The sequence below is a fragment of the Martelella sp. genome (genome assembly GCF_984369615.1).
Genome location: NZ_CFHTCS010000016.1, coordinates 1 through 21,213, shown reverse-complemented (window position 1 = coordinate 21,213; position 21,213 = coordinate 1). Strand labels below are relative to the sequence as shown.

At 63.1% G+C, this 21,213-nt stretch carries 24 protein-coding genes, 1 tRNA gene and 1 pseudogene; 20 read left to right on the top strand and 6 right to left on the bottom strand.

Annotated features, from left to right (window positions below; genetic code table 11):
• Nucleotides 1-39: 39 nt before the first annotated feature.
• The 9 genes and pseudogenes from AC5DC2_RS02905 (at nt 40) to AC5DC2_RS02865 (ending at nt 8,449) form a co-directional block, all read left to right on the top strand.
• A complete protein-coding gene (locus tag AC5DC2_RS02905; RefSeq protein ID WP_491697416.1) occupies nt 40-1,350 on the top strand; it encodes a carbohydrate ABC transporter permease in 1,311 nt (436 codons plus the stop codon).
• Between the two features lies 1 nt (nt 1,351).
• Entirely contained in the window at nt 1,352-2,176 is an 825-nt protein-coding gene (locus tag AC5DC2_RS02900; protein WP_024706416.1) for a carbohydrate ABC transporter permease, read from the top strand.
• Nucleotides 2,176-3,231: an ABC transporter ATP-binding protein gene (locus tag AC5DC2_RS02895; protein WP_024706417.1), complete on the top strand. Its 1,056-nt coding sequence runs from the start codon at nt 2,176-2,178 to the stop codon at nt 3,229-3,231. Before AC5DC2_RS02900 ends, AC5DC2_RS02895 begins: the two co-directional genes overlap by 1 nt.
• A pseudogene (locus tag AC5DC2_RS02890) lies at nt 3,228-3,953 on the top strand (glycerophosphodiester phosphodiesterase); the annotation flags it as partial. The gene AC5DC2_RS02895 and the pseudogene AC5DC2_RS02890, both read left to right, overlap by 4 nt.
• Nucleotides 3,948-4,697, top strand: a complete 750-nt coding sequence (locus tag AC5DC2_RS02885) for a glycerophosphodiester phosphodiesterase family protein (protein WP_491697424.1) — start codon at nt 3,948-3,950, stop codon at nt 4,695-4,697. The pseudogene AC5DC2_RS02890 and the gene AC5DC2_RS02885, both read left to right, overlap by 6 nt.
• Nucleotides 4,687-5,724, top strand: a complete 1,038-nt coding sequence (locus tag AC5DC2_RS02880) for a LacI family DNA-binding transcriptional regulator (protein WP_491697415.1) — start codon at nt 4,687-4,689, stop codon at nt 5,722-5,724. The genes AC5DC2_RS02885 and AC5DC2_RS02880 overlap by 11 nt, the downstream gene beginning before the upstream one ends.
• A gap of 73 nt (nt 5,725-5,797) precedes the next feature.
• The gene (locus AC5DC2_RS02875) at nt 5,798-6,604 is read left to right on the top strand and encodes an inositol monophosphatase family protein (protein WP_491697414.1); all 807 of its coding nucleotides are present in this window, start codon (nt 5,798-5,800) and stop codon (nt 6,602-6,604) included.
• A 305-nt stretch (nt 6,605-6,909) separates the two neighbouring features.
• Nucleotides 6,910-7,482 (top strand): TetR family transcriptional regulator, encoded by a 573-nt coding sequence (locus tag AC5DC2_RS02870; RefSeq protein ID WP_491697413.1) that lies wholly within the window; start codon nt 6,910-6,912, stop codon nt 7,480-7,482.
• Nucleotides 7,475-8,449 (top strand): NAD-dependent epimerase/dehydratase family protein, encoded by a 975-nt coding sequence (locus AC5DC2_RS02865; protein ID WP_491697412.1) that lies wholly within the window; start codon nt 7,475-7,477, stop codon nt 8,447-8,449. Before AC5DC2_RS02870 ends, AC5DC2_RS02865 begins: the two co-directional genes overlap by 8 nt.
• Before the next feature lie 28 nt (nt 8,450-8,477).
• Here the strand turns inward: AC5DC2_RS02865 and AC5DC2_RS02860 are convergent, their stop codons facing one another.
• The 3 genes from AC5DC2_RS02860 to AC5DC2_RS02850 all read right to left on the bottom strand — a co-directional run bounded on the left by AC5DC2_RS02860 (nt 8,478) and on the right by AC5DC2_RS02850 (nt 10,198).
• On the bottom strand, nt 8,478-8,864 hold the full coding sequence (locus AC5DC2_RS02860) for an Rrf2 family transcriptional regulator (RefSeq protein WP_491697411.1): 387 nt from the start codon (nt 8,862-8,864) through the stop codon (nt 8,478-8,480).
• A 16-nt stretch (nt 8,865-8,880) separates the two neighbouring features.
• A complete protein-coding gene (locus AC5DC2_RS02855; RefSeq protein WP_024708466.1) occupies nt 8,881-9,438 on the bottom strand; it encodes an HNH endonuclease in 558 nt (185 codons plus the stop codon).
• 115 nt (nt 9,439-9,553) lie between these two features.
• On the bottom strand, nt 9,554-10,198 hold the full coding sequence (locus tag AC5DC2_RS02850; protein ID WP_491697410.1) for a DNA-3-methyladenine glycosylase family protein: 645 nt from the start codon (nt 10,196-10,198) through the stop codon (nt 9,554-9,556).
• 29 nt (nt 10,199-10,227) lie between these two features.
• Here AC5DC2_RS02850 and gluQRS point away from each other — a divergent pair, with 29 nt between their 5' ends.
• Nucleotides 10,228-11,124 carry a tRNA glutamyl-Q(34) synthetase GluQRS gene (gluQRS, locus tag AC5DC2_RS02845; protein WP_491697409.1) on the top strand — a complete coding sequence of 299 codons (897 nt, stop codon included), beginning with the start codon at nt 10,228-10,230 and terminating at the stop codon, nt 11,122-11,124.
• On the opposite strand, the gene AC5DC2_RS02840 is transcribed toward gluQRS, so the two are convergent.
• The gene (locus tag AC5DC2_RS02840) at nt 11,089-12,003 is read right to left on the bottom strand and encodes a YihY/virulence factor BrkB family protein (protein WP_491697408.1); all 915 of its coding nucleotides are present in this window, start codon (nt 12,001-12,003) and stop codon (nt 11,089-11,091) included. The genes gluQRS and AC5DC2_RS02840 overlap by 36 nt on opposite strands.
• Nucleotides 12,004-12,095: 92 nt before the next feature.
• On the opposite strand from AC5DC2_RS02840, the gene AC5DC2_RS02835 reads away from it, so the two are divergent.
• The 7 genes from AC5DC2_RS02835 (at nt 12,096) to AC5DC2_RS02805 (ending at nt 16,690) form a co-directional block, all read left to right on the top strand.
• Nucleotides 12,096-12,929, top strand: coding sequence for an SDR family oxidoreductase (locus AC5DC2_RS02835; RefSeq protein WP_491697407.1), 834 nt, complete (start codon nt 12,096-12,098; stop codon nt 12,927-12,929).
• Between the two features lie 14 nt (nt 12,930-12,943).
• A complete protein-coding gene (locus AC5DC2_RS02830) occupies nt 12,944-13,453 on the top strand; it encodes an O-acetyl-ADP-ribose deacetylase (RefSeq protein ID WP_491697406.1) in 510 nt (169 codons plus the stop codon).
• A 101-nt stretch (nt 13,454-13,554) separates the two neighbouring features.
• Complete coding sequence (locus tag AC5DC2_RS02825) at nt 13,555-13,752, top strand: twin transmembrane helix small protein (RefSeq protein ID WP_024708460.1); 198 nt, start codon at nt 13,555-13,557, stop codon at nt 13,750-13,752.
• A 13-nt stretch (nt 13,753-13,765) separates the two neighbouring features.
• Nucleotides 13,766-14,338, top strand: coding sequence for a cob(I)yrinic acid a,c-diamide adenosyltransferase (locus AC5DC2_RS02820; protein WP_200335128.1), 573 nt, complete (start codon nt 13,766-13,768; stop codon nt 14,336-14,338).
• Between the two features lie 184 nt (nt 14,339-14,522).
• Nucleotides 14,523-15,272: an electron transfer flavoprotein subunit beta/FixA family protein gene (locus tag AC5DC2_RS02815; RefSeq protein ID WP_491697405.1), complete on the top strand. Its 750-nt coding sequence runs from the start codon at nt 14,523-14,525 to the stop codon at nt 15,270-15,272.
• Between the two features lie 12 nt (nt 15,273-15,284).
• The gene (locus AC5DC2_RS02810) at nt 15,285-16,214 is read left to right on the top strand and encodes an electron transfer flavoprotein subunit alpha/FixB family protein (RefSeq protein WP_491697404.1); all 930 of its coding nucleotides are present in this window, start codon (nt 15,285-15,287) and stop codon (nt 16,212-16,214) included.
• Between the two features lie 50 nt (nt 16,215-16,264).
• Entirely contained in the window at nt 16,265-16,690 is a 426-nt protein-coding gene (locus AC5DC2_RS02805) for a secondary thiamine-phosphate synthase enzyme YjbQ (RefSeq protein WP_024708456.1), read from the top strand.
• 310 nt (nt 16,691-17,000) lie between these two features.
• Here the strand turns inward: AC5DC2_RS02805 and AC5DC2_RS02800 are convergent, their stop codons facing one another.
• Nucleotides 17,001-17,900: a LysR family transcriptional regulator gene (locus tag AC5DC2_RS02800; RefSeq protein ID WP_491697403.1), complete on the bottom strand. Its 900-nt coding sequence runs from the start codon at nt 17,898-17,900 to the stop codon at nt 17,001-17,003.
• Nucleotides 17,901-18,028: 128 nt separating this feature from the next.
• Here AC5DC2_RS02800 and AC5DC2_RS02795 point away from each other — a divergent pair, with 128 nt between their 5' ends.
• Both AC5DC2_RS02795 and AC5DC2_RS02790 read left to right on the top strand, forming a co-directional pair.
• Nucleotides 18,029-18,961 (top strand): ring-cleaving dioxygenase, encoded by a 933-nt coding sequence (locus tag AC5DC2_RS02795; protein ID WP_491697423.1) that lies wholly within the window; start codon nt 18,029-18,031, stop codon nt 18,959-18,961.
• 52 nt (nt 18,962-19,013) lie between these two features.
• Entirely contained in the window at nt 19,014-19,619 is a 606-nt protein-coding gene (locus tag AC5DC2_RS02790) for an alpha/beta hydrolase (protein ID WP_491697402.1), read from the top strand.
• Nucleotides 19,620-19,997: 378 nt separating this feature from the next.
• On the opposite strand, the gene AC5DC2_RS02785 is transcribed toward AC5DC2_RS02790, so the two are convergent.
• Nucleotides 19,998-20,071 (bottom strand) — tRNA-Gln (locus AC5DC2_RS02785).
• Between the two features lie 287 nt (nt 20,072-20,358).
• Between AC5DC2_RS02785 and AC5DC2_RS02780 the strand changes: the two genes are divergently transcribed.
• A partial coding sequence (locus tag AC5DC2_RS02780; protein WP_491697401.1) for a Ppx/GppA phosphatase family protein occupies nt 20,359-21,213 on the top strand: 855 nt, incomplete at its 3' end.

Here is a 21,213-nt window from a genome sequence, read left to right as displayed (position 1 = left end):
CGGCTCCGGGGCCCTTGCTTTCCTGACGGACCATAGACAATGAAAAACAGAGCCAATGGTTTGGGCCTTGTGCTGATGGCGCCGGCAGTATTGCTGCTCGTCGCCTTCTTCCTGCTGCCGGCAACACTGACCGGCATCTTCGCCTTCACCAATATGAGCACATCCACAGGCATTTCGGGCGGCGCCTATGTCGTCACCGAAACCGTCCTGCGCAAGCTTGAGGCTACCGACCTCGACCCGAAACTGCGTGCCGGCCTCGGCGAGAAAAGCTATGCGGTGAACGCCGAAACGCTCGCGGCTGCGACGTCGGCCGATATCGAACCCGGTTTTCTCGCGGAAATCGAGGACCGACTTTCAGGCAAAACCTATGCGGCCTCCTCCGCCTTCGAGGACGATCTGAAATCCCTGCCCTCGCGGCCGCGGCGCATCCGCGACCTGAAGCTTGCAACCGAACCCTTCGAACGCTCGGTGATCAACACACGCTATCCCGATCGCGGCCAGTTTGAGGCAGCGCTCCAGACCTTCCTTCCGGCGGCAACGAAGGCCGATCTCGAGACGATCACGACGGCTTCCTACACCGGCTGGACATGGACCAGGGACAATTTCATCGACCTCTTCACCCGCGCCGACACGCTGCGATTGGTCGCCAACACCGTGTTCTACGTCTGCGCCACGCTCGCCTTCAACGTTTTCGTCGGCCTGTTTCTCGCCATCGCCGTCTTTTACCTGCCAAGTCGCGCCGGGGGCGTCTTCAACGTGCTCTGGCTGCTGCCGCGCATCACCCCGGTCGTGCTCTACGCCATCATGTGGAAATGGTTCACCTGGGAGAACGGCTTTCTCTATGTCGCCGCAGAGGACCTCGGGCTTCCCGCCTTCAACTACATGAAGGGTTCCGTGCCGACCGCCTGGGCAACGGTAATCCTCGTCAACGGCTTTGTCGGCGCCTCTTTCGGCATGATCCTATTTTCCGGAGCGTTGAGGGCAATCCCCATCCAGCAGCTCTGGTCGAGCGAGGTCGACGGCGCAAACCGCTGGCAGCAGGTGACGCGGATCATCCTTCCACAGATGCGCTGGCCGATCCTGTTCGTCACCTCCTATCAGACGCTGTCTCTGCTTTCCTCCTACGAACTGATCTGGCTGACCACGAATGGCGGACCGGGAAGCACAACCACCGTCTGGTCTCTGGAAGCCTTCCACACCGCCCTCAACAACTATACCGGCAATCTGCAATACGGGCTCGGCGCGGCCATGGCGCTCATCCTCGTCATTGTCGGTCTCGTCCTCTCCATCCTCTATCTGCGCCTGTTCAGGTTCAACGAACTGGTCAGCAAACCGAAGATCGAGTTCTAGAATGACCAAGAACCACACTGTCTGGCCCGTCATCTTCGTCCTCGCGCTGTTCAGCGCGCCGCTGGCGATCATGTATCTTTTCCTCGTGGTAGACACCTTCTCCAATTCGGCGCCCGGCTCGTTCCTGCCCTATGAATTCACGCTGCAGCACTGGCGTTTTCTCTGGAACCCGAACGTGACCGGCGATGTCTGGAAGCCGACGCTCAACACCTTCCTGTTCACTGTCAGCATGGTCACGATCGTGCTAGGCGTGTCGACCACGGCCGGTTATGCGATCTCACGGCTCAACCTGCCGTTCCGCCGGTTTTTCCTGTCATCGCTGATGGTGATGCACGCCTTTCCGACCGTGACTCTGCTCATCGGCGTGTTTCTGGTGCTGCAATATGCCGGGCTCTACAACACGCTGATCGGCGTCATTCTGGTCAAGGCCAGCCTGATGCTGCCGCTCGGCATCTGGATCATGAAGGGGTTTTACGATTCCGTGCCTTGGGAGATCGAGATGGCCGGCGTCCAGGACGGCGCCAGCCGGTTCACGGTCTGGTGGCGGCTGATCCTTCCGCAGGTCAAGCCGGGGCTGATGGCGCTTTCCATCTTCGTCTTCATCGATGGTTGGAGCGAATACCTTCTGCCGCGCATTCTTGCCCCGGCGGCACAGATCGAGGTGCTCTCGGTCTATCTCGAGGCCGTCTCCGATCCCGATTCCGTCACCTATAATTTCAATCTCTTCAAGTCCGTCGGGCTGTTCTACACCCTGCCGGTCATCGTTCTCTTCGTGCTGTTCCAGAAGCCGCTGATGAACATCTTCAGTGGAGGCACCAAAGGCTGATGCAAGTCTCTCTTTCCAATTTCACCAAATCCTTCGACGGCACGCCGGTGATCGAAGACCTGAACCTGACCGTCCGCTCCGGCGAGATGATGGCCCTGCTCGGCCCCTCCGGCTGCGGCAAGTCGACGACGCTCTTCGCCGTCTGCGGCATTCACCGCATCAACAAGGGCAAGATCCTTTTCGCCGACAGGGATGTTTCGATGCTGCCGAGCCAGAAGCGCAATGTCGGCGTCGTATTTCAGAATTACGCGCTCTATCCGCACATGTCCGTATTTGACAATATCGCCTTTCCGCTGAGTGTGCGGCGCATGAACAAGGCCGATATCAAGCGCGAGGTCGAGGCGATCGCCGGCCTTGCCCATATCGACAACCTGCTGGAGCGCAAACCCGGCCAGCTTTCGGGCGGCCAGCAGCAGCGCGTCGCCCTTGCCCGCGCCATCGTGCGCCGGCCGAACGTACTTCTGCTCGACGAGCCGCTCGCCAATCTCGACGCCAAACTGCGGCTCGAAATGCGTTCGGAGATCCGCCGCATCCAGCTCGAGACCGGCATTACCGCCATTCTGGTGACCCATGATCAGGTCGAGGCAATGTCGATGTGCGACCGGGTCGCGATCATGGACAAGGGCAGGATCCTGCAGCTTGACCGCCCGACCGCGCTTTATGAAGCCCCGGCCAACCGTTTCGTCGCCGGCTTCCTCGGCAATCCGCCGATCGTCTTTGCCGAAGGCCGCATCGACGGGGGATCGTTGCTGACCGACGACGCGATCCGCCTGCCCTTGCCGAAACGGCTCGAAGGCCGGCCGGAAGGAGAGCGGATCGCACTCGGCATCAGGCCGGAGCATTTCGGCGGCAGCCATCCCGACACCGCAACCGGCGCCGTCAGCTTCATCGAACCGCAGGGCCGCGAAATGCTGTTTGACGTCAGGCTGGGCGAGAAGACCGTGCTGCGCTCGATCCAGCCGGTGCGAAACGACGTGAGGATCGGCGAAACGGTTTCCTGGGGGCTTGAGACGGAGAAACTGCTGGCCTTCGATGCGTCGGGACAGGCGATATGACAAGACGACCGGAGAACACCGGACCCTGGCCCCTCGCGACGGGGGAGCCCGCCTGCATCGCCCATCGCGGCGCCTCGGCGCATGCGCCGGAAAACACGCTTTGCGCCTTCCGGACCGCTACTGAACTGGGCGCGGAGATGTGGGAAATTGACGTGCAGTTGACGGCCGATGGCGTGCCGGTGATCACGCATGACGCGAACCTGAAGCGCATCGCCGGCATCGATCGCGCGATCGCCGATCTTCGCTTCGAACGCCTGCGCGATCTCGCGCCGGATATCCCGACCCTTGGCGAAACGCTCGATCTTGCTGCAAGTCTGGACCAGGCGCTCTATATCGAACTCAAGGCCGAGGGATCGGGCCGCATCGCTTGGGACCATCTGCTTGCGAACGGTTTTGACCGTGCCGTGCTCGGCAGTTTCAGCATGGACGAAGTCCGCTCGCTCGCCGATGCGGGTTGTCCGTTTCCGCTTTCGACCCTCGTCCCGCTCGGCGCGGACCCGTTTTCACGGGCGGCGGAAACCCGGGCCGACATCATTCACCTGTGCTGGGAGAAGGGCGGCGGCGAGCGCCCGCAGGACCAGGTCGACGCAGCGCTCCTTCAGCGTGCGAAGGACGAGGGTCTGGGCGTCGTTCTCTGGCACGAGGAGCGCAAGCCCGTGCTCGAGGCGCTGATGGAACTGCCGGTGCTCGGGATCTGTACCAACCAGCCCGATCTGATGCGCGGCTTCGACCGTTTCCCGGGTTTTGCCACCGAGGTTGTCTGCCATCGCGGCGCCAATCATTTCGCCCCCGAAAACACGCTGGCCGCAGCGCGGTTGAGCTTCGATCAGGGCGCGCGCTACGTCGAGATTGACGTTCATATGAGCGCCGACGGCGAGATCGTGGTCATTCATGACGAAACGCTGGACCGCACGACGACCGGGACCGGACCTGTCTCTGCGCGCACGCTGGCAGAACTGAAGGCCCTGGGTGCCGGCGCGTGGTTTTCGCCCTTTTATGCGGCGGAAACCATTCCGACGCTTGAGGAGATGATCGCGCTTGCCAGATCATACGGCGCGCGGCTTTATATCGAGAACAAGACTGTCGACGCTAAGGCTCTGGTCGATTTTGTGCGGTCGAGGAATTTCCTCGGCGATTGCTTCTTCTGGTCTGAGAACCCGGCTTTGCAGGACGCAATGCGAAAGGCCGCCCCCGATGCCAATATCAAGGCCAATGCCGGAAGCTATCAAGGTGTGGAGGAGATGCGACGCCATCTGGCGCCACAGCTTGCCGAGATCCATTATCCGGATTATGCGCGTCTTGCTCCTCAATGCCTTGAGAAAGGTATCACCCCGATGATGCAGTATTTCGGAGAGGATCCCGCAGTCTTCGACCGTATCGTCGAGATCGCCCCGCCCATGATCAATCTCGACCGGGCAGACCTGTTGGCTGCGGCGCTTCGACGGCGGATTTCCGATGACCGATGACAACCGCTCCGGCCGGGCGCCGATCGCCGAGGATGTCGCCCGGCTTGCGGGCGTCCACCGCTCCGCCGTCTCGCGCACCTTCACCCCCGGTGCCAGCGTCGCCCCGCAAACGCGCGAAAAGGTGCTTGAGGCAGCCGCCGCGCTCGGCTATCGCGTCAATTTCCTCGCGCGCAGCCTGTCACGCCAGCGCTCCAATCTGGTCGGACTCGTCGTTTCCGACATCGACAACCCGTTTCGGGCGCAATTGCTGGCCGAACTCGGGACGGGCCTTGTCGCCTCCGGCTATCGTCCGCTTCTCCTGCCGACCGAGCGCGGCGGCAAGGTCGCCCGCCATATCGACATGATGCTGCACTACAATGTCGCCGGCGCCATCGTTACCGATGATGCATCGCCCGCCGAGATCGCCCGCCAATGCGCCGATCACGGCGTGCCGCTGGTGCTGATCAACAAGCGGCCCGTTGCCGATACGGTGCTGAACGTTTCGATGGACACGGAAACCGCGGGCAAACTGGCCGCGCGCGCGCTTTTCGATGCCGGATGCCGGCGCGTGGCGCTGGCGAGCCAGCGGCGCAGTTCGCACTCGATCGGCCTGCGCCGCTCCGCCTTCTGGCGGGCATGCGAGCGGCTTAATGTCGAGATCGCCGGCGAGTATTTCGGCGAACTGCCGAATTATGAAGGCGGACGCGCGGCCGCTGATGCCTTTCTCGCCGACGCCATCGATGTCGATGGCGTCTATTGCGCCAATGACTATCTGGCGCTCGGCTTCATCGACGCCATCCGCCATCTGAGCGCGCTGTCGATCCCCGGCGATCTCAAGCTCGTTGCCTGCGACGACATTCCCGAGGCCGGCTGGCTCGCCTATGACCTGACGACGGTACGCCAGGACCCGGTGCGAACGGCCGACGCTGCCGTCAACGGCCTTCTGGCGCGGATTACCGAACCCGAGACGCCCGTGCATCCCATCATTGTCGACGTTCATCTGGTCGAACGCAGTTCAACCGCCGTCATGCCGGCTCCTCAGATATGAATGCAGCCTGGAGCCGGCGGCTCCGCCGAGCCTTGCCGAGCCTCTCCATAATCCGAAAAGACACCGCCCTTCCATGAACATGCCTTCCCTGACCGACCGCGCCGAAAGGCTTGCCGCCGCCAAGACCGTCATCACCGCGGCCGGCGCGCGCGCGCTCGACTTCTACCGTCGCTACAAGACCCTCGCCGTTGAAACCAAACAGAACGACCAGGATCTGGTCTCCGTTGCGGATCGATCCGTCGAAGACTTCATCCGCTCGCGGATTGCAGAGATGTTCCCCGATGACGGGTTTCTGGGCGAGGAGCACGGCATGAAGGCCGGCACAAGCGCCTTCTGCTGGATCGTCGATCCGATCGACGGCACAAGCCCCTTTCTCAACGGTCTGGATAGCTGGTCGGTGGTGATTGCTCTTGCCGAGGCCGGCCGCACCGTTCTCTCGCTCGTCGCCCACCCCGCAACCGGCACGCTTTACTGGGCCGAGGAGGGCAAAGGCGCCTGGCGCGACGGCCAGCCGATTTCCGTCAACGCGGCCACGCCCTTTTCGGGCGGAACCGTCGCCATCGGACCCGGCGCCAGAAACCATGCAGAGGCTGTCGGCAGGATCGTCGCCGAAGTCCTTCAAGACGGCGGCAGCTTCATGCGCAACGGCTCTGCCGCGCTCAGCCTCGCCCATGTGGCACAGGGTAGCTATCTCGGCTTCTACGAGCCCGAACTCAGCGCCTGGGATTGTGTCGCGGGCCTGCTTCTGGTGCGGGAGGCCGGCGGTATCGCCGAGGATCCCTTTGCCGGCAAGCTTTCGAAGGAACGAAGGCCCTGCCTTGCCGCCGCGCCCCAGATCGCACCGCAATTGCGAGCGATCATTGCCGGCAAGCCGGTTTGACCCACCGGAGCGCCAGCATCCTCATCCCGCCCCACGGCCTAAGGCTGAACCCTTCAGACTTTCAGCGACGTCCCTTGCACCGGGGGTGAAGGGTCTGGAGCGCCGTGCGTCCATTCGGACTCACAAAGGACGCCCTAACCTGTTGAATCGACGGATCGTGCTTTCCAAAAGTCGATCCCGATTTTCGGAAAGCGCGATACGCTGGAAGCCGCGCCGGCTTCCATGTGCCCACCGGAGCAGACTACTCGTTGACATCCAGTCATCACCTGTTTATTTCCGAACGGTCGGAAATAAACAGGTGATCCATGGCGCGTCCCAGAAAACATGATCAGAGCAAGATACTCGACGCGGTCGAGCGGGTTGTTGCACGCGACGGCGTGCTGACCGTCGATGCAGTTGCCAAGGAGGCAGGCGTATCGAAAGCCACAGTGCTTTATGAGCACGCCAGCAAGCGCGATCTCGTCGCGGCCCTGGTGGAACGCACGATCATGGCGGACAACGCCTTCAACGCGGCCTGTGCGGCATCATTTGCCGGCGAGGCCGACGCGCCCCTCAAGGGGCGTATCCTGGCCGCTCGGCGCAGCCCGCCGGCGCCCGAGGGAAATCCTGCGGTGCTGAGCCTCGTCTCCGCGCTGATGCAGGATGCCGATCTGCGCGCCGAGTTCCGGCGGAACCAGAAAGCGCTCTCCACGCATTTGCTGGCCGAAGCGAGCAATCCCCGGACTGCACGGCTTGCCTGGCTGGCGCTCGAGGGCCTCAAATTCCAGCAACACCTCGAACTGCACGACTGGAACACGGCCGCGCGCGCGGAAATCCTGGACGACATCGAAACGCTCGCCGGTCTCGGCAAAGACAGCATCGGATATGACAATGGCTGAGGGACACGTCTTCATCACCGGCGCTGCAGGCTATGTGGGGCGCAACCTGCTGCGCCACTTTGTCGCCAGAGGGCATGCGGTGACCGGTCTTGTCCGCAGCCCGGAGGCTGCCGAGCGGATTGCATCCTGGGGCGCTCGTCCGGTTCTGGGCGACATGCTGACCGCCGAGCTGGTCCCGCTCATGTCCGGCGCTGACTGGCTGATCCACGCCGCCGCCAATGTCGATCACACAACGGGGTCTGCGGCTGCTTCAGTAAACCCGGATGGCACGCGTCGGGTCCTGGAGGCGGCGAACGCGGCCGGTGTCGAGAAGGCCATTCATATCAGTACCGATTCCGTGCTGCAGGACGGCCGTCCCCTGCGCAATGTCGACGAGACGGCGCCCTATCCGGACCGTCCCGCCGGGGCATATTCAGCCGGGAAGACTGAGGCGGAGAAGGTCGCCCGGCACGCCGCCGCTCAAGGCCAGCATGTTGTCATCCTGCGCCCGCGCATGGTGTGGGGCCGGGATGACACGACAGCGCTGCCCGTGCTGGTCGAGGCCGTGAAAAGCGGCAGGTTCGCCTGGATCTCGGGCGGCGGCTATCGCTCCTCCACCCTGCATGTCGCCAATCTGTGCCATGCCGTGGATCTTGCCTTCGCCCATGGAGAGCGTGGCGAAATCTACCATGTGACGGATGGTCCGGCCCGCACCTTTCGCGAAACCGTGACCGGCCTGCTGGCGAGCCAGGGCCTGGAAGCCGGCGGCAGGAGCGTGCCGCGCGCCGCGCTCCGCATCATCGCCGGTATCGGCGACGGGTTGCACCGGCTGAGCGGCGGCCGGCTCGGCGGGCCGCTGAGCTATCAGGACTATGCCACCAGCGCGGTCGAGATCACGCTTGATACCCAAAAGGCCGAACGCGAACTCGGCTACAGTCCGGTGATCTCCTGGGAGGAGGGCCTGGGCGAACTGCGGGCGCTCCGGTAAATGTCATGATCATAAGCTTGGGTGGGGGCTACCGCTGGGGCCGCTCGGGCAGGAGTTGACCGAGAGTCACTTGCACGAACTGCGACAGAAACAGCGATTCCGCCTTTCCCATTGTGCCTGAAAGAGCCGTGTTGACGCGCTTTTGCGCCTTGCAATCGGCATGTTCGCTCCGGTTCCCGATTGCAAACAGGGCGGGTCGCCCGAGGGCCTCGTAAACGGCGAGCAGCGGGATCCCGTCCAGAGGCCGCGCAAGCTGCCAGCCTCCGCCGTGGCCTTTCGCGGATTTGACAAGACCGGCCTCGCGCAGTCCCGCCATCGTCCGGCGAAACACGGCCGGATTGGTGCCCATGCTCCTGGCCAGCGTCTCGGAGGTCAAAGGTCCATCGAACTGGCCCATATGGGTGCATTTACACATTCGTCGACCCGCTCGCCTACGGTTCCAGTTCGCTGTCCCAGTAGAGATAGTCGAGCCAGCTTTCGTGCAGATAGTTCGGCGGAAACAGGCGGCCGTTGTTGTGCAGGTCCTGCACTGTCGGCTGGAACGGCTTCTGGTGGGGGATCATGCCGGCCTGTTTGGGCAGGCGCGAGCCCTTCTTCAGGTTGCAGGGCGAGCAGGCGGCGACGACGTTTTCCCATGTGGTCTGGCCGCCGCGACAGCGCGGGATCACATGGTCGAAGGTCAGTTCGTCGCGGGTGCCGCAATACTGGCACTGAAACCGGTCGCGCAGGAACACGTTAAAGCGGGTAAAGGCCGGGTTGCGCGAAGGTTTGATATAGGTTTTCAGGCAGACCACGCTTGGCAGGCGCATGGAAAAGCTCGGCGACGAGACAGCCTGGTCATATTCGGCGATAATGTTCACGCGGTCGAGAAAGACGGCCTTGATCGCGTCCTGCCACGACCACAGCGACAAGGGGTAATAGCTCAGGGGCCTGTAGTCGGCGTTCAGAACAAGCGCCGGCAAGGCCTGAGGCGAGACTGCAATCGTCAAGTTGCTCTCCTGATCGATTCGGCATCCTTCTCCTGTATATTAGGCTTGTTGTTACAGCATTGTGAAGCCTGATAAATCGGAGGGCGGAAAGCGGAAGTTAAGCGGCAGCAATTCTTTATCCCACCGGAAGAACGTCTTTTTTCATGACGCCGGCGTAGTAGGCCCACAGGATGCGGGCCGCCACCGCGCGGTAGGGCCGCCATGCCTCGGCAAGCGCCCTGAGCATGCCGATGTCGGGCTTGCGGTCAAGCGAGAAGGCGTGCGCGGCAGCGGCGCGCAACGCAAGATCGCCGGCCGGAAAAATATCGATATGCCCGGCCGAGAACATCAGATAGACCTCCGCCGTCCACGGCCCGATGCCGCGATGGACCGTAAGCGCGGCAATGGCCTCATCGCTCGGAAGGTCGCCCACAAGCTGAAGGTCGAGGTCGCCGCGGATGATCGCCAGCGCTATCGCCTCGAGGCTGGCCTGCTTGGCGCGGGTGAGGCCGAAGCCGGCGCGGGCTTCGTCCGGCAGGGCCAGAAAGGCTTCCGCCGTCAGGGGCTGACAGGCCGCGGCAATGCGGGCGAAGATGGCGGCCGCCGCCCGTTTCGAAATCAGCTGGCCGGTGATCACCTCCGCAAGGCCGGCAAAGCCGCAGGGCATCAGCCTGAGCGGGATTTTTCCGCTTTGTGCCGCAATCCTTGCCATCGCCGGCGCGCTTTCGCATAACCGGTCGACGGCGCGATCAAGATCCGCGGCATTGCTGAGGCGTTGCATCGGCCCTATCCCTTCTCAAGAAGTCCTCAATGGTGAAACGTCATCGCATGAACCAGAACCACGATCGACCCGTTTTCCGCTTTGCGCCGAGCCCGAACGGCCGCCTGCACCTGGGTCACGCGCTCTCGGCGCTTGAAAACGAGCGGCAGGCGAGAGAGACGGGCGGCAGGCTGCTGCTGAGGATCGAGGATATCGACCGCGCCCGCTGCACGCCGGCACTGGAGAAAGGCGTCATCGCCGACCTGCGCTGGCTCGGGATCAGCTTTGACGGGCCGGTCTTCCGACAGTCGGAGCATTTCGCCGATTATCAGAACATGCTGCAGGTGCTGATCGGGCGCAACCTCGTCTATCCGGCCTTCATGACCCGCGGCGAGGTGAAACGGCTGGTCGGCGAAAGCGAGGCTTCCGGAAAACCCTGGCCGCGCGATCCCGATGGCGCGCCGCTCTATCCCGATCGCGATCGCCGGCGTCCCTTGCAGGAGCGGCAGGACATGCTGGCCTCGGGCATGCGCCATGCCTTTCGGCTCGACATGGCGGCAGCCGTCGAAACGCTCGACGCGCCGCTTTCCTGGCTGGAGCAAACGGCGGACGGCATTGTCGAAACGCCGGCCGATCCCGCCGTCTGGGGTGATATCGTGCTGTCGCGATCGGACGCGCCGTCGAGCTATCACCTTTCCGTCGTCACCGATGATGCCGCCCAGGGCGTAACCCATGTGGTGCGCGGCATGGACCTCTTTCAGGCCACCGCCGTTCACAGGTTGCTGCAGGCGCTTCTCGGCCTGCCCGCTCCCATCTACCGCCACCATCGGCTGCTGCTGGGCACGGACGGACGCAAGCTTTCGAAATCGAACGGCGACACAGCGCTCTGCGAACTGCGCGCAAACGGCGTCTCACCGACCGATATTCGGGTCATGTGCGGTTTCTGAATGCTTCGCCTTGCGGGCGTGATGCCGGCTCCAGGGCGCGTGCTTGATGACCTTGTACTTCAGCAGCGCCGCGTTCACCTCCGCGCCCAGAAGCAGGATCACGCCGATCGAATAGAGGAAGACCAGCAGGATCATCGGCGTTGCGAGACCGGCATAGGTTGCGCTGTACTGGGCGAAGGTGCCGAGATAATAGGCGAAGCCGGACGCGAAGATCGACCAGACGACCAGCGTCAGGATGACGCCGGGCAGGACGTCGACAAGCCGCCTGCGGCCCGCCGCCAGGAAGAGATGCGCGATCACCAGGCCGAACATCAGGAGCAGGAATGTGCCGAGCAGGCGGGCATTGGAGAGAAGATTGAGCGCGTCTTCGAGCCAGGGGAACCAGCGCTCCGCGAAATGCAGCGCGATCGGCACCACCACGAACATGATGCTGAGGAAGGCGAAGATGATCGACGCCAGTAGCACGAAACCGAGGCTCTTGATGCGAAGCCACCACCAGCTGCGCGTTTCCTCGACGCGATAGGCGCGGTTGAGCGAAAGACGGACCGCTTCCACCCCGTTGGAGGCGAAGTAGGCTGCCGCCAGCACCGAGACCGTCAGAAGCCCGCCGCGCGGCACCGTCAGCACCTCGCGGATCTGGTTTGACACCGGCTCCGCGATCGCCTCCGGCCAGGCGCCGACGATGAAATTGATGGCCACGTTGGCGAACTCGTCGGCGCCGAGAAAGCCGGCAAGCGTCGTGCCGAAGATCAGGAAGGGAAACAGCGCCAGCAGCGTGGACAGCGCCACATGGCTTGCCATCGCCCATCCGTCATCCTCGCTGAAGTGGTAGAGCGCATCATAGGCAACCTTCCACGTCATCCGGATCGCTGTCTTCATTCTGGCTCCCAATGGCGGTTCGTCTGCATTTGTGGCGCTTCTGGCTTCCTTATATAGGATGATGAACGGCTTCATGTACCGGAGAGTGTCAATTGGCTGAAAAATCCACGATAATCGTCACCGGCTGTTCCACCGGCATCGGCGCCTTTTGCGCCCGCGCGCTGAAGGACGAGGGCTGGAGGGTGTTTGCGACCGCGCGGCGCGCTGAGGATCTGGCAGCCCTCGAGGCCGACGGCCTGGAGGCCCTCTATCTCGACTACACCGACGAGGCCTCGATTGCCGCCCTTGTCGAAACCGTGCTTGAGCGCACCGGCGGCACGCTTGATGCGCTGTTCAACAACGGCGCTTACGGCCAGACCGGCGCGGTGGAGGATGTTGCGACCGATGTGCTGCGCGCCCAGTTCGAGGCCAATGTCTTCGGCTGGCATGAACTCACGCGCCGCATCGTGCCGGTGATGCGGCGGCAGGGCCACGGCCGCATCATTCAGTGCTCGTCCATCCTCGGCCTCCTCCCCTACCGCTTTCGCGGGCCTTATTCCGCCTCGAAATATGCGCTCGAGGCCCTCTCGCTCACCCTGCGCATGGAGCTTGACGGCAGCGGCATTTTCGTCAGCCTGATCGAGCCGGGACCGATCGCCTCGAAATTCACCGCCAATGCGCTGAAGCATATCAGGGCCAGCATCGACATCGACGGCTCGGTCCATGCCGAGGACTATCGAAAGCAACTGGCGCGGCTCGACGGATCAGGCCCGCCCAACCGCCACAAGCTGGAACCCGACGCCGTCCATGCCGTTTTGAAGAAGGCGCTGGCGGCGAAACGGCCGAGACCGCATTACCTCGTGACAACGCCCGCCAAGCAGGGCGCTTTCCTGAAACGGGTCATGCCGGCCGACTGGTTCTATCGCCTGATGGGGCGCATGAGCTGAAGGAGACGAGCGCCATGGACGCCATTTCCGTGATCAGGGCCGACATCACCGCGCTTGAGGTCGACGCCATCGTCAACGCCGCCAACGGCACGCTTCTGGGCGGCGGCGGGGTCGACGGCGCCATCCACCGTGCGGCCGGGCCCGGTCTCCTTGCCGAATGCCGCACTCTTGGCGGGTGCCCCACCGGCGAGGCGCGGATCACCGGCGGCCACAACCTTGCCGCACGCCATGTCATCCACACGGTCGGCCCGGTCTGGCGCGGCGGCGCGCGCGGGGAAGCAGCGCTTCTTGAGAGCTGCTACCGCACCGCGCTGAAGCTTGCCGCCGAGCACGACTGCCGCACGATCGCCTTTCCCGCGATCTCGACCGGCATATACGGCTTTCCCGCCGACAGGGCGGCGGTCATCGCCGCAAGCACGATCGCAGCGACGTGCGCCGAACATGCCGTCATCGAGGCGGTTTATCTGGTCGCCTTCGATCAGGGCACCGAAGCTCATCTGAAGAAGGCCGTTGCCGCCCTTTGAACCGTTTGAACGCAGTTTGCCAATTGTCAGGCCCTTGCAAGCGCGCCGAATTTGTCGTCTCATGCGCCCTCCCGCTTCGCCGGGTACATCGGAGGAGAACCATGTCCAGCTTTTTCATATTCGTGACTATCATTGCGATGATGCTGGTCGTGTTCTTTCTCGTGCGCGGCCTCATCAACATGATGAAGGGCGGCAGCGGCGAATTTTCCAACAAGATGATGCAGGGCCGCATCGCCTTCCAGGCAATCGCCATCGTCCTCATCATGTTCACCCTCTGGCTCATCCAGTCCGGACACTGATTTCACGAACAGCATGGTCAAACTCAACAGGATCTATACCCGCACCGGAGACGGCGGCACCACCGGGCTTGCAAGCGGCCCGCGCCGCAGGAAGTCGGATGCGCGGCTTGTCGCCATCGGCGACGTGGACGAAACCAACGCGGCGCTCGGCCTCGTGCGGCTCGAGGCGGAAGACGAGGGTCCGCTGGCCGAGGCGCTGAAGCGGATCCAGAACGACCTCTTCGATCTGGGCGCAGATCTGGCGACGCCGGAGACCGGCGAGGCCCTCTCCTACGAACCGCTGAGGATCGTCGATGCCCAGGTCGACTGGCTCGAAGCCGAGATCGACCGGCTGAACGCGAGGCTTGCGCCGCTCACCTCCTTCGTGCTGCCCGGCGGCGGCCCGCTTGCGAGCGGCCTGCATATGGCCCGCACCGTCTGCCGCCGCGCAGAACGCGCGATGGTGGCGCTTTCGGGCGAGGAAGCAGTCGGCGCCCCTGCCCTTTCCTATATCAACCGGCTTTCCGACTACCTCTTCGTTGCCGCCCGCCATGCCAATGACGACGGCAGGTCCGACATTCTTTGGGAACCGGGAAAAAACCGCTGATTTTGCAGAAATTTGCCCGGTTTCGGGCAATGATTCTTTGTCAAAGCAGGCAAATGAAATTATTCATGTCGCCCATTGGCAAGCGAGCGCGGCCGAAAGACCGCAATCTCACCCACGCCGGAATGCACGTTCCGGCCCCAATGTCTCGATTGAGGCCATCCGGCCCTGATCCAGGAGGAAGAAGATGAAGGTTCTGGTCCCGGTAAAGCGGGTTGTCGATTACAACGTCAAGATACGCGTGAAGCCTGACGGCACCGGCGTCGAGCTTGCCAATGTGAAGATGTCGATGAACCCGTTCGACGAGATCGCGGTGGAAGAGGCGCTCCGCCTGAAGGAAGCCGGCATCGCCACCGAAGTGGTTGCAGTCTCCATCGGTCCTGCGAAAGCCGAGGAAACCATTCGCACGGCGCTCGCCATGGGCGCCGATCGCGGCATCCTGATAGCGACCGACGAGACCGTCGAGCCGCTCGCCGTCGCCAAGCTCTTGAAGAAGGTGGCCGAGGCGGAGGAGCCCGGCCTTGTCATTCTCGGCAAGCAGGCGATTGACGATGACAGCAACCAGACCGGCCAGATGCTGTCCGCCCTTCTCGGCTGGGGCCAGGCCACCTATGCCTCAAAACTGGACGTCGGAGACGGCGAAGCGACCGTCACCCGCGAGATCGACGGCGGGCTGCAGACCATCACGGTCAGACTGCCGGCGATCATCACCACGGATCTTCGCCTGAACGAACCGCGCTACGCCTCGCTGCCGAACATCATGAAGGCGAAGAAAAAGCCGGTCGACAAGAAGACCCCGGCTGATTTCGGCGTCGACATTGCCCGCCGTCTGGACGTGCTGAAGACCGAGGAGCCGGAAACCCGCAAGGCCGGCGTCAAGGTGGCGAATGCCGCCGAACTGGTCGACAAGCTGAAAAACGAAGCCGGCGTGCTGTAGGGAGAAACCACCATGACCATTCTTCTCATTGCAGAACATGACGGCGCGACTGTCTCCGAACAAACCGCCAAGGCCGCTACCGCCGCTGCCGCGATCGGCGGCGACATCCATGTGCTGGTCGCCGGTAAGGGCTGCGCTTCAGCCGCCGAAGCGGCCGGGAAGATCAACGGCGTTTCCAAGGTGCTGCTGGCGGAAAGCGACGCGCTGGCAGAGAGCCTGGCCGAACCGCTTTCCGCCACCATCCTGTCGCTTGCCGATGGCTATGACGTGATCATGGCGGCCGCCACCACCACCGGCAAGAACGTGCTGCCGCGCGTGGCCGCGCTTCTGGACGTGATGCAGGTCTCCGAGATCATCGAAGTCGTCGCTCCCGACACGTTCAAGCGTCCGACCTATGCCGGAAACGCGATCGAAACGGTGAAATCGCTCGACGCCAAGAAGGTGATCTCCGTGCGCACCGCCGGCTTTGCCGCTGCCGGCATGAACGGCTCTGCGCCGGTGGAGACCGTCGGCGCGGCGGAAGACCCCGGCCTCTCCTCGTTCGTGAAGAACGAGATCGCCAAATCCGAGCGCCCGGAACTGACCTCGGCGAAGATCATCATTTCCGGCGGCCGTGCGCTTGGCTCGTCGGAAAAATTCCGGGAGGTGATCCTTCCCGTCGCCGACAAACTCGGAGCCGCCGTTGGCGCCTCGCGCGCAGCGGTTGATGCCGGCTACGCGCCGAATGACTGGCAGGTGGGCCAGACCGGCAAGGTCGTCGCGCCCGAGCTTTACATCGCCTGCGGCATTTCCGGCGCCATCCAGCATCTCGCCGGCATGAAGGATTCGAAGGTCATCGTCGCCATCAACAAGGACGAGGAAGCGCCGATCTTCCAGGTGGCCGATTACGGCCTCGTCGGTGACCTGTTTGAAATTCTGCCCGCGCTTGAAAAGGCGCTCTGATCTATTTCGCGCCGGTCGCTCAAAAGGCCGGCGCGACAAAGGAATGCACCATGCCCCAGACCCGACTGACCGTTCAGACCCGTGGACAGGGCCTTTATGAATTCACCGACGAGGCCTGCCGCTTCGTGGGCGCCAACACCGAAGAGGACGGTCTTCTGACCGTTTTCGTGCGCCATACATCCTGCTCGCTTCTGATCCAGGAAAATGCCGATCCCGACGTCAAACGCGACCTCTCGGCCTATTTTTCGAGGCTTGTGCCGCGCGCGGACGACCCGGCGATGGACTATCTCGTCCACCGGCTGGAAGGCCCGGACGACATGCCGGCCCATATCAAGACGGCGCTGACCCAGGTCTCGCTCGCAATTCCCGTATCCGCCGGCAGGCCGGCGCTCGGAACCTGGCAGGGACTTTACCTGTTCGAACACCGCGACCGCCCGCACCGGCGCGAGATCGTGCTGCATCTCTCGATCGCATAGCCGACCGGCTTTCGGTTCCTCGGCATCGGCCGACAAACCCGTCGTCGTCGGTGCGTCGCCCGGCCCCTTCGGCGCGTCGCTGACGCCGGATCAGCGGCTGAGCGTCCTGCGCACGCTCAGGACCAGGCCATACCGGGTTGGCCGCATCATGCACACCCCGACGCATCAGGCCGTCGACGAGAACGGCCAACCGGCGGACGAGCGCACCACGAAGAACCTGCCGGAGATGCCTTCAGGCTTTTCGGAAAGCCTTGACTGCGAAACCAGCTCGGGTGGACGACACGACCTTCCCGAGCCTTTGCGCGACCGCTCAAAGCAGCCTGACGCGGGTCACATAGGCCTCGAAGAAATCAGAGAACCGGGCAATGCGCATCGGCAGGCGTTCATAGGGCGGGTAGTAGAGCGTCAGCCAGAGTTCGCTCGGCGTCCAGTCGTCGAGCACCTGAACAAGCCGCCCTTCGGCAAGTGCGGTCTCGACGATGAAATAGGGCAGAAGCGCCACCCCTTCACCGTTTTCGGCAAGCCGCGCCAGGAGCTCGCCATTGTTGCCGGCAAGCACGGATCCGGCTCGCACGCGCCGCCGCCGGCCTCCATTGGTAAGTTCCCAGTTTTCCGACACGGCCTCCGCATCGAAGCCAAGGCAGGCCGCTGCCTGAAGGTCATCCGGATCCTGTGGCGCTCCATTGGCCGCGAGGTAACCGGGAGAGGCAACCAGCACCCGCCGGACCGGGCAGAGCTTGCGCCAGATCGTCGACTTGTCGTCCGGCGGCCCCGAAATGCGGATGGCAAGATCATAAGGGGCTGCGACGATGTCGACGAAACTGTCGGTCAAGGTGACGGACATGCTGACTGCAGGGTTTTCCGCCCTGAACCCCGAAAGGACATCCGGCAGAACCTGCTGGCCAAGCGAGAGCGGCGCGTTCAGCCGTATATGGCCGCTGACGGCCGCCTCCTGCTCGCGGACTTCCTCTGCCGCATCGTCGAAAGCCTGCAGCAGAGGCCGCATCCGGGCGGCATAGACGGCGCCGGCCGATGTCAAAGAGACTTGCCGTGTCGTGCGTACGAAAAGCTGCACGCCGAGCCGTTCCTCCAGCGCACTGACGGCCCGCGTGACGCTGGGCGCGGTCATCGACAGGACGCGGGCGGCAGCGGCAAAGCTGCCCAGTTCCGCGACGTTCAGGAAGACACGGATATCATTCAGATCCTTCATCCGCACATTATTACATTTATTGCAATAATATCGTCAATTTTATTCCTATTCACGTTTTTAGCTCCAGCTATGATCTTAACGGTCAGAAATGAGGTCCGTAGGCCTCGCAGGAACAAAGGATCACCATGATGTTACAGCAAATCAATGGCCTGCATCACATCACCTCGATGGCGGGCGACGCCCAGAAGAACAGCGACTTCTTCACCAAGACGCTCGGCCTTCGCCGCGTCAAGAAGACGGTCAATTTCGACTCTCCCGATGTCTATCACCTCTATTACGGTGATGAAGTCGGCACCCCCGGTTCGGTGATGACCTATTTCCCGTTCCCGCACATTGCCAGGGGAAAGCCCGGCACGGGCGAAGTTGGCGAAACGCTTTTCGCGGTTCCAAAAGGCTCGCTCCCCTTCTGGAGAGAACGGCTTTCGGCGCTGAATGTCGGAGAAATCTCCGAAAGCGAAGCCTTCGGTGAAAAACGGCTTCATTTTGCCGGTCCCGATCACGATGCCTTCGCGCTGGTGGAAGTCGATAATGATGACCGTGCCGGCTGGCTGAAGGGCGATGTCGCCGAAGCAGAAGCCATCCGCGGTTTCCGTGGCGCAAGCCTGCGCCTCAAGGACAGCGGCGCGACATCCGAACTGCTCGGCTTCATGGGATATGAAAAGGTCGACAGCAAGGATGACTGGACCCGCTATGCCATCGCGAACGGCAACGGCGCCGATGTCATCGACATTGAAACGCTGCCTTCCGCCAATGCGGCCCGTCAGGGCGCCGGATCGGTGCATCACATTGCGTTTGCGGTTGAAGACCGTGCCGCACAGCTCGAAGTCCGCAAGGCGCTGATGGATACCGGATACAACGTCACGCCGGTCATCGACCGCAACTACTTCTGGGCGATCTACTTCCGCACGCCGGGCGGCGTGCTGTTCGAAATCGCCACCAACGAGCCCGGCTTCGATGCCGATGAGGACACCGCCCATCTCGGCGAAGCGCTCAAGCTGCCACCGCAGTATGAGAGCCACCGCGCCAAGATCGAGGACATCCTCACGCCGATCGAGGACTGACGCCATTTTCAAGGCAGCGGACCGGACGTCCGCCTGCCGGAGGTTTGAAACCATGACCGAAGATCTCTATCAGGCCTATACAAGGAAAGGCGAAAGCGGAAAGCCGCTGGTCTTCACCTTCCACGGCACGGGCGGCAACGAGAACCAGTTCGTGCCGCTGGTGGACGGACTTATCCCCGGCGCTCAAATCGTCTCGCCGCGCGGTGATGTCTCCGAATATGGCGCGCTGCGCTTTTTCCGGCGCACCGGCGAAGGCGTCTATGACATGGATGACCTTGCCCGCCGCACCGATAAGATGACGCGCTTCATCGCCAGTCACAAGGCGGCCAATCCGGGTCGCGATGTCTATGCGCTCGGTTATTCCAACGGCGCCAACATCCTGGCCTCGGTGCTGTTCCGAAAACCGGAGCTTTTCGACCGTGTCGCCCTGCTGCATCCGCTGATCCCCTGGAGGCCTGATGACAATGCAGGCCTTTCCGGGCGGAAGATACTGGTGACGGGCGGCGAACGCGACCCAATCTGCCCGCCGGCCCTTTCGGCCGCGCTCATCGACTATTTCAAGGCGCAAAATGCCGACGTCCAGTCGGCGATGCATGGCGGCGGCCATGAAATCCGTCCCGACGAGATTTCTGCCATCACCCGGTTTCTCAATGGCTGACGGCAGAGCCCTGCCATTCCAATAAGCCGTCTCCCGCCCTCGCCAGAGCGCCGGAGACGGCGCGAGATTAACCCATCATCCTGATCCACGACACCGCCCATCGCGGCCACAGGCGGCAAGGCTGGCTCGACAGCCAGGTTCGGGTGCCCGAGCCTGTGACGATCGAATAAGGGCCCGTTGCCGCCGCTCGCATCGGCTGCCTATGGCACAGGTGCACGTTGGTTTACCCGTTCTCGTTCAGTGTTCGACAAGCGGGATCACAAACCAATCGAAAACGCGATCAGGAAGCTCGAAGCGGGGACAGGTCATACCCGGACGAACGTCCAACCGACACGTTCTGTCCTGGCGTCCAAACCGAGAATGCGTTTTGAAATCAAATGGCTGGGGAACCTGGATTCGAACCAGGACTAACGGAGTCAGAGTCCGTGGGTCTACCGTTAACCTATTCCCCAACATCCGGCGGCGGAAGCGCCGGTGACGTGGAGGGCTTATAAACAGAATTGGCCCGGCTTGCCAAGGGGGTTTTCGAAAATTTCCTTTCGATTGAAAAGCATCCGTTCCCTTGCAAGGGACAAGCGCGGGCCTGCACACTGCCATGCTCCGCCCTTCGGCAGACAGAAAAGGCATTGGCCTTCCTTGTCCCCGCTGCTATGATGGCGGCAACTGAAAAACAATTGAGCGCCATGTTGCGAGCGGCCCCTGGCGGTGACGGCTTGCGCGGCGCGATGGAACTGAAAAAGTGGAAGACCCCCAAAACAGCGACAGGCTGTCTGATGGCGGGGCGCGCTTGACAAAAGGCAGCGAGGGCAAGCGTGCCCGCCGTCGCCGATCCCGGAAGGGCAGCAGCAATGCCGCCGCCGGAGTGCCCGCACTGAAGAGCGGCGCGGATGCGCCGGCAGAACAGGCTCTGCCCCCGGGTGAAGCCGGTCCCCGCAAACGCAAGCGCCGTCGTGGCAAACGACGCGGCGGAGGCGATAGCGTCATTTCGGCTGGCGGCGACAGCCAGGGTTCAGACCCTCAGGCGGCCGGCGCGGATAAAAAGGGCGAAGCTTCCAAGGGCGGAGCCGCCGGAGGAAACCACAAGAAGCGCAGACGCCGCCGCAAGGCCCATACGCGCGGTCCGCTCGGCGTGGATGGATGCAAGCATCAGCACGCGGGCGCGCAGTCCGCAGCCCCCCCGGAAGGCGGCGCAAAGCGGAGCGACGCCCCGGCCTCGGGTCCTGCCGGCAATCCGGCTGCCCTCAGCGGTTCAGCGCCTGCCCCGGCCTCTCAGGCCAATGCCCGTCCGGCGCCGCGCGGCCCAAGACCCGGCGGAGGACACCATCACGGCGGCAACACGCTTTATGCCGCGCTCGACCTCGGCACCAATAATTGCCGGCTTCTGATTGCCCAGCCGACGCGTCATCACCAGTTCCGCGTTGTCGACGGTTTCTCGCGCATCGTCAGGCTCGGCGAGGGACTGGCGGCCACCGGCAGCCTGTCGCCGGACGCCATGGACCGCGCGGTCGAGGCGCTTTCGCTCTGCGCCGCCAAGCTCAGGGGCCGGTCGGTGTGCCGCATGCGGCTGATCGCGACGGAGGCCTGCCGCGCGGCC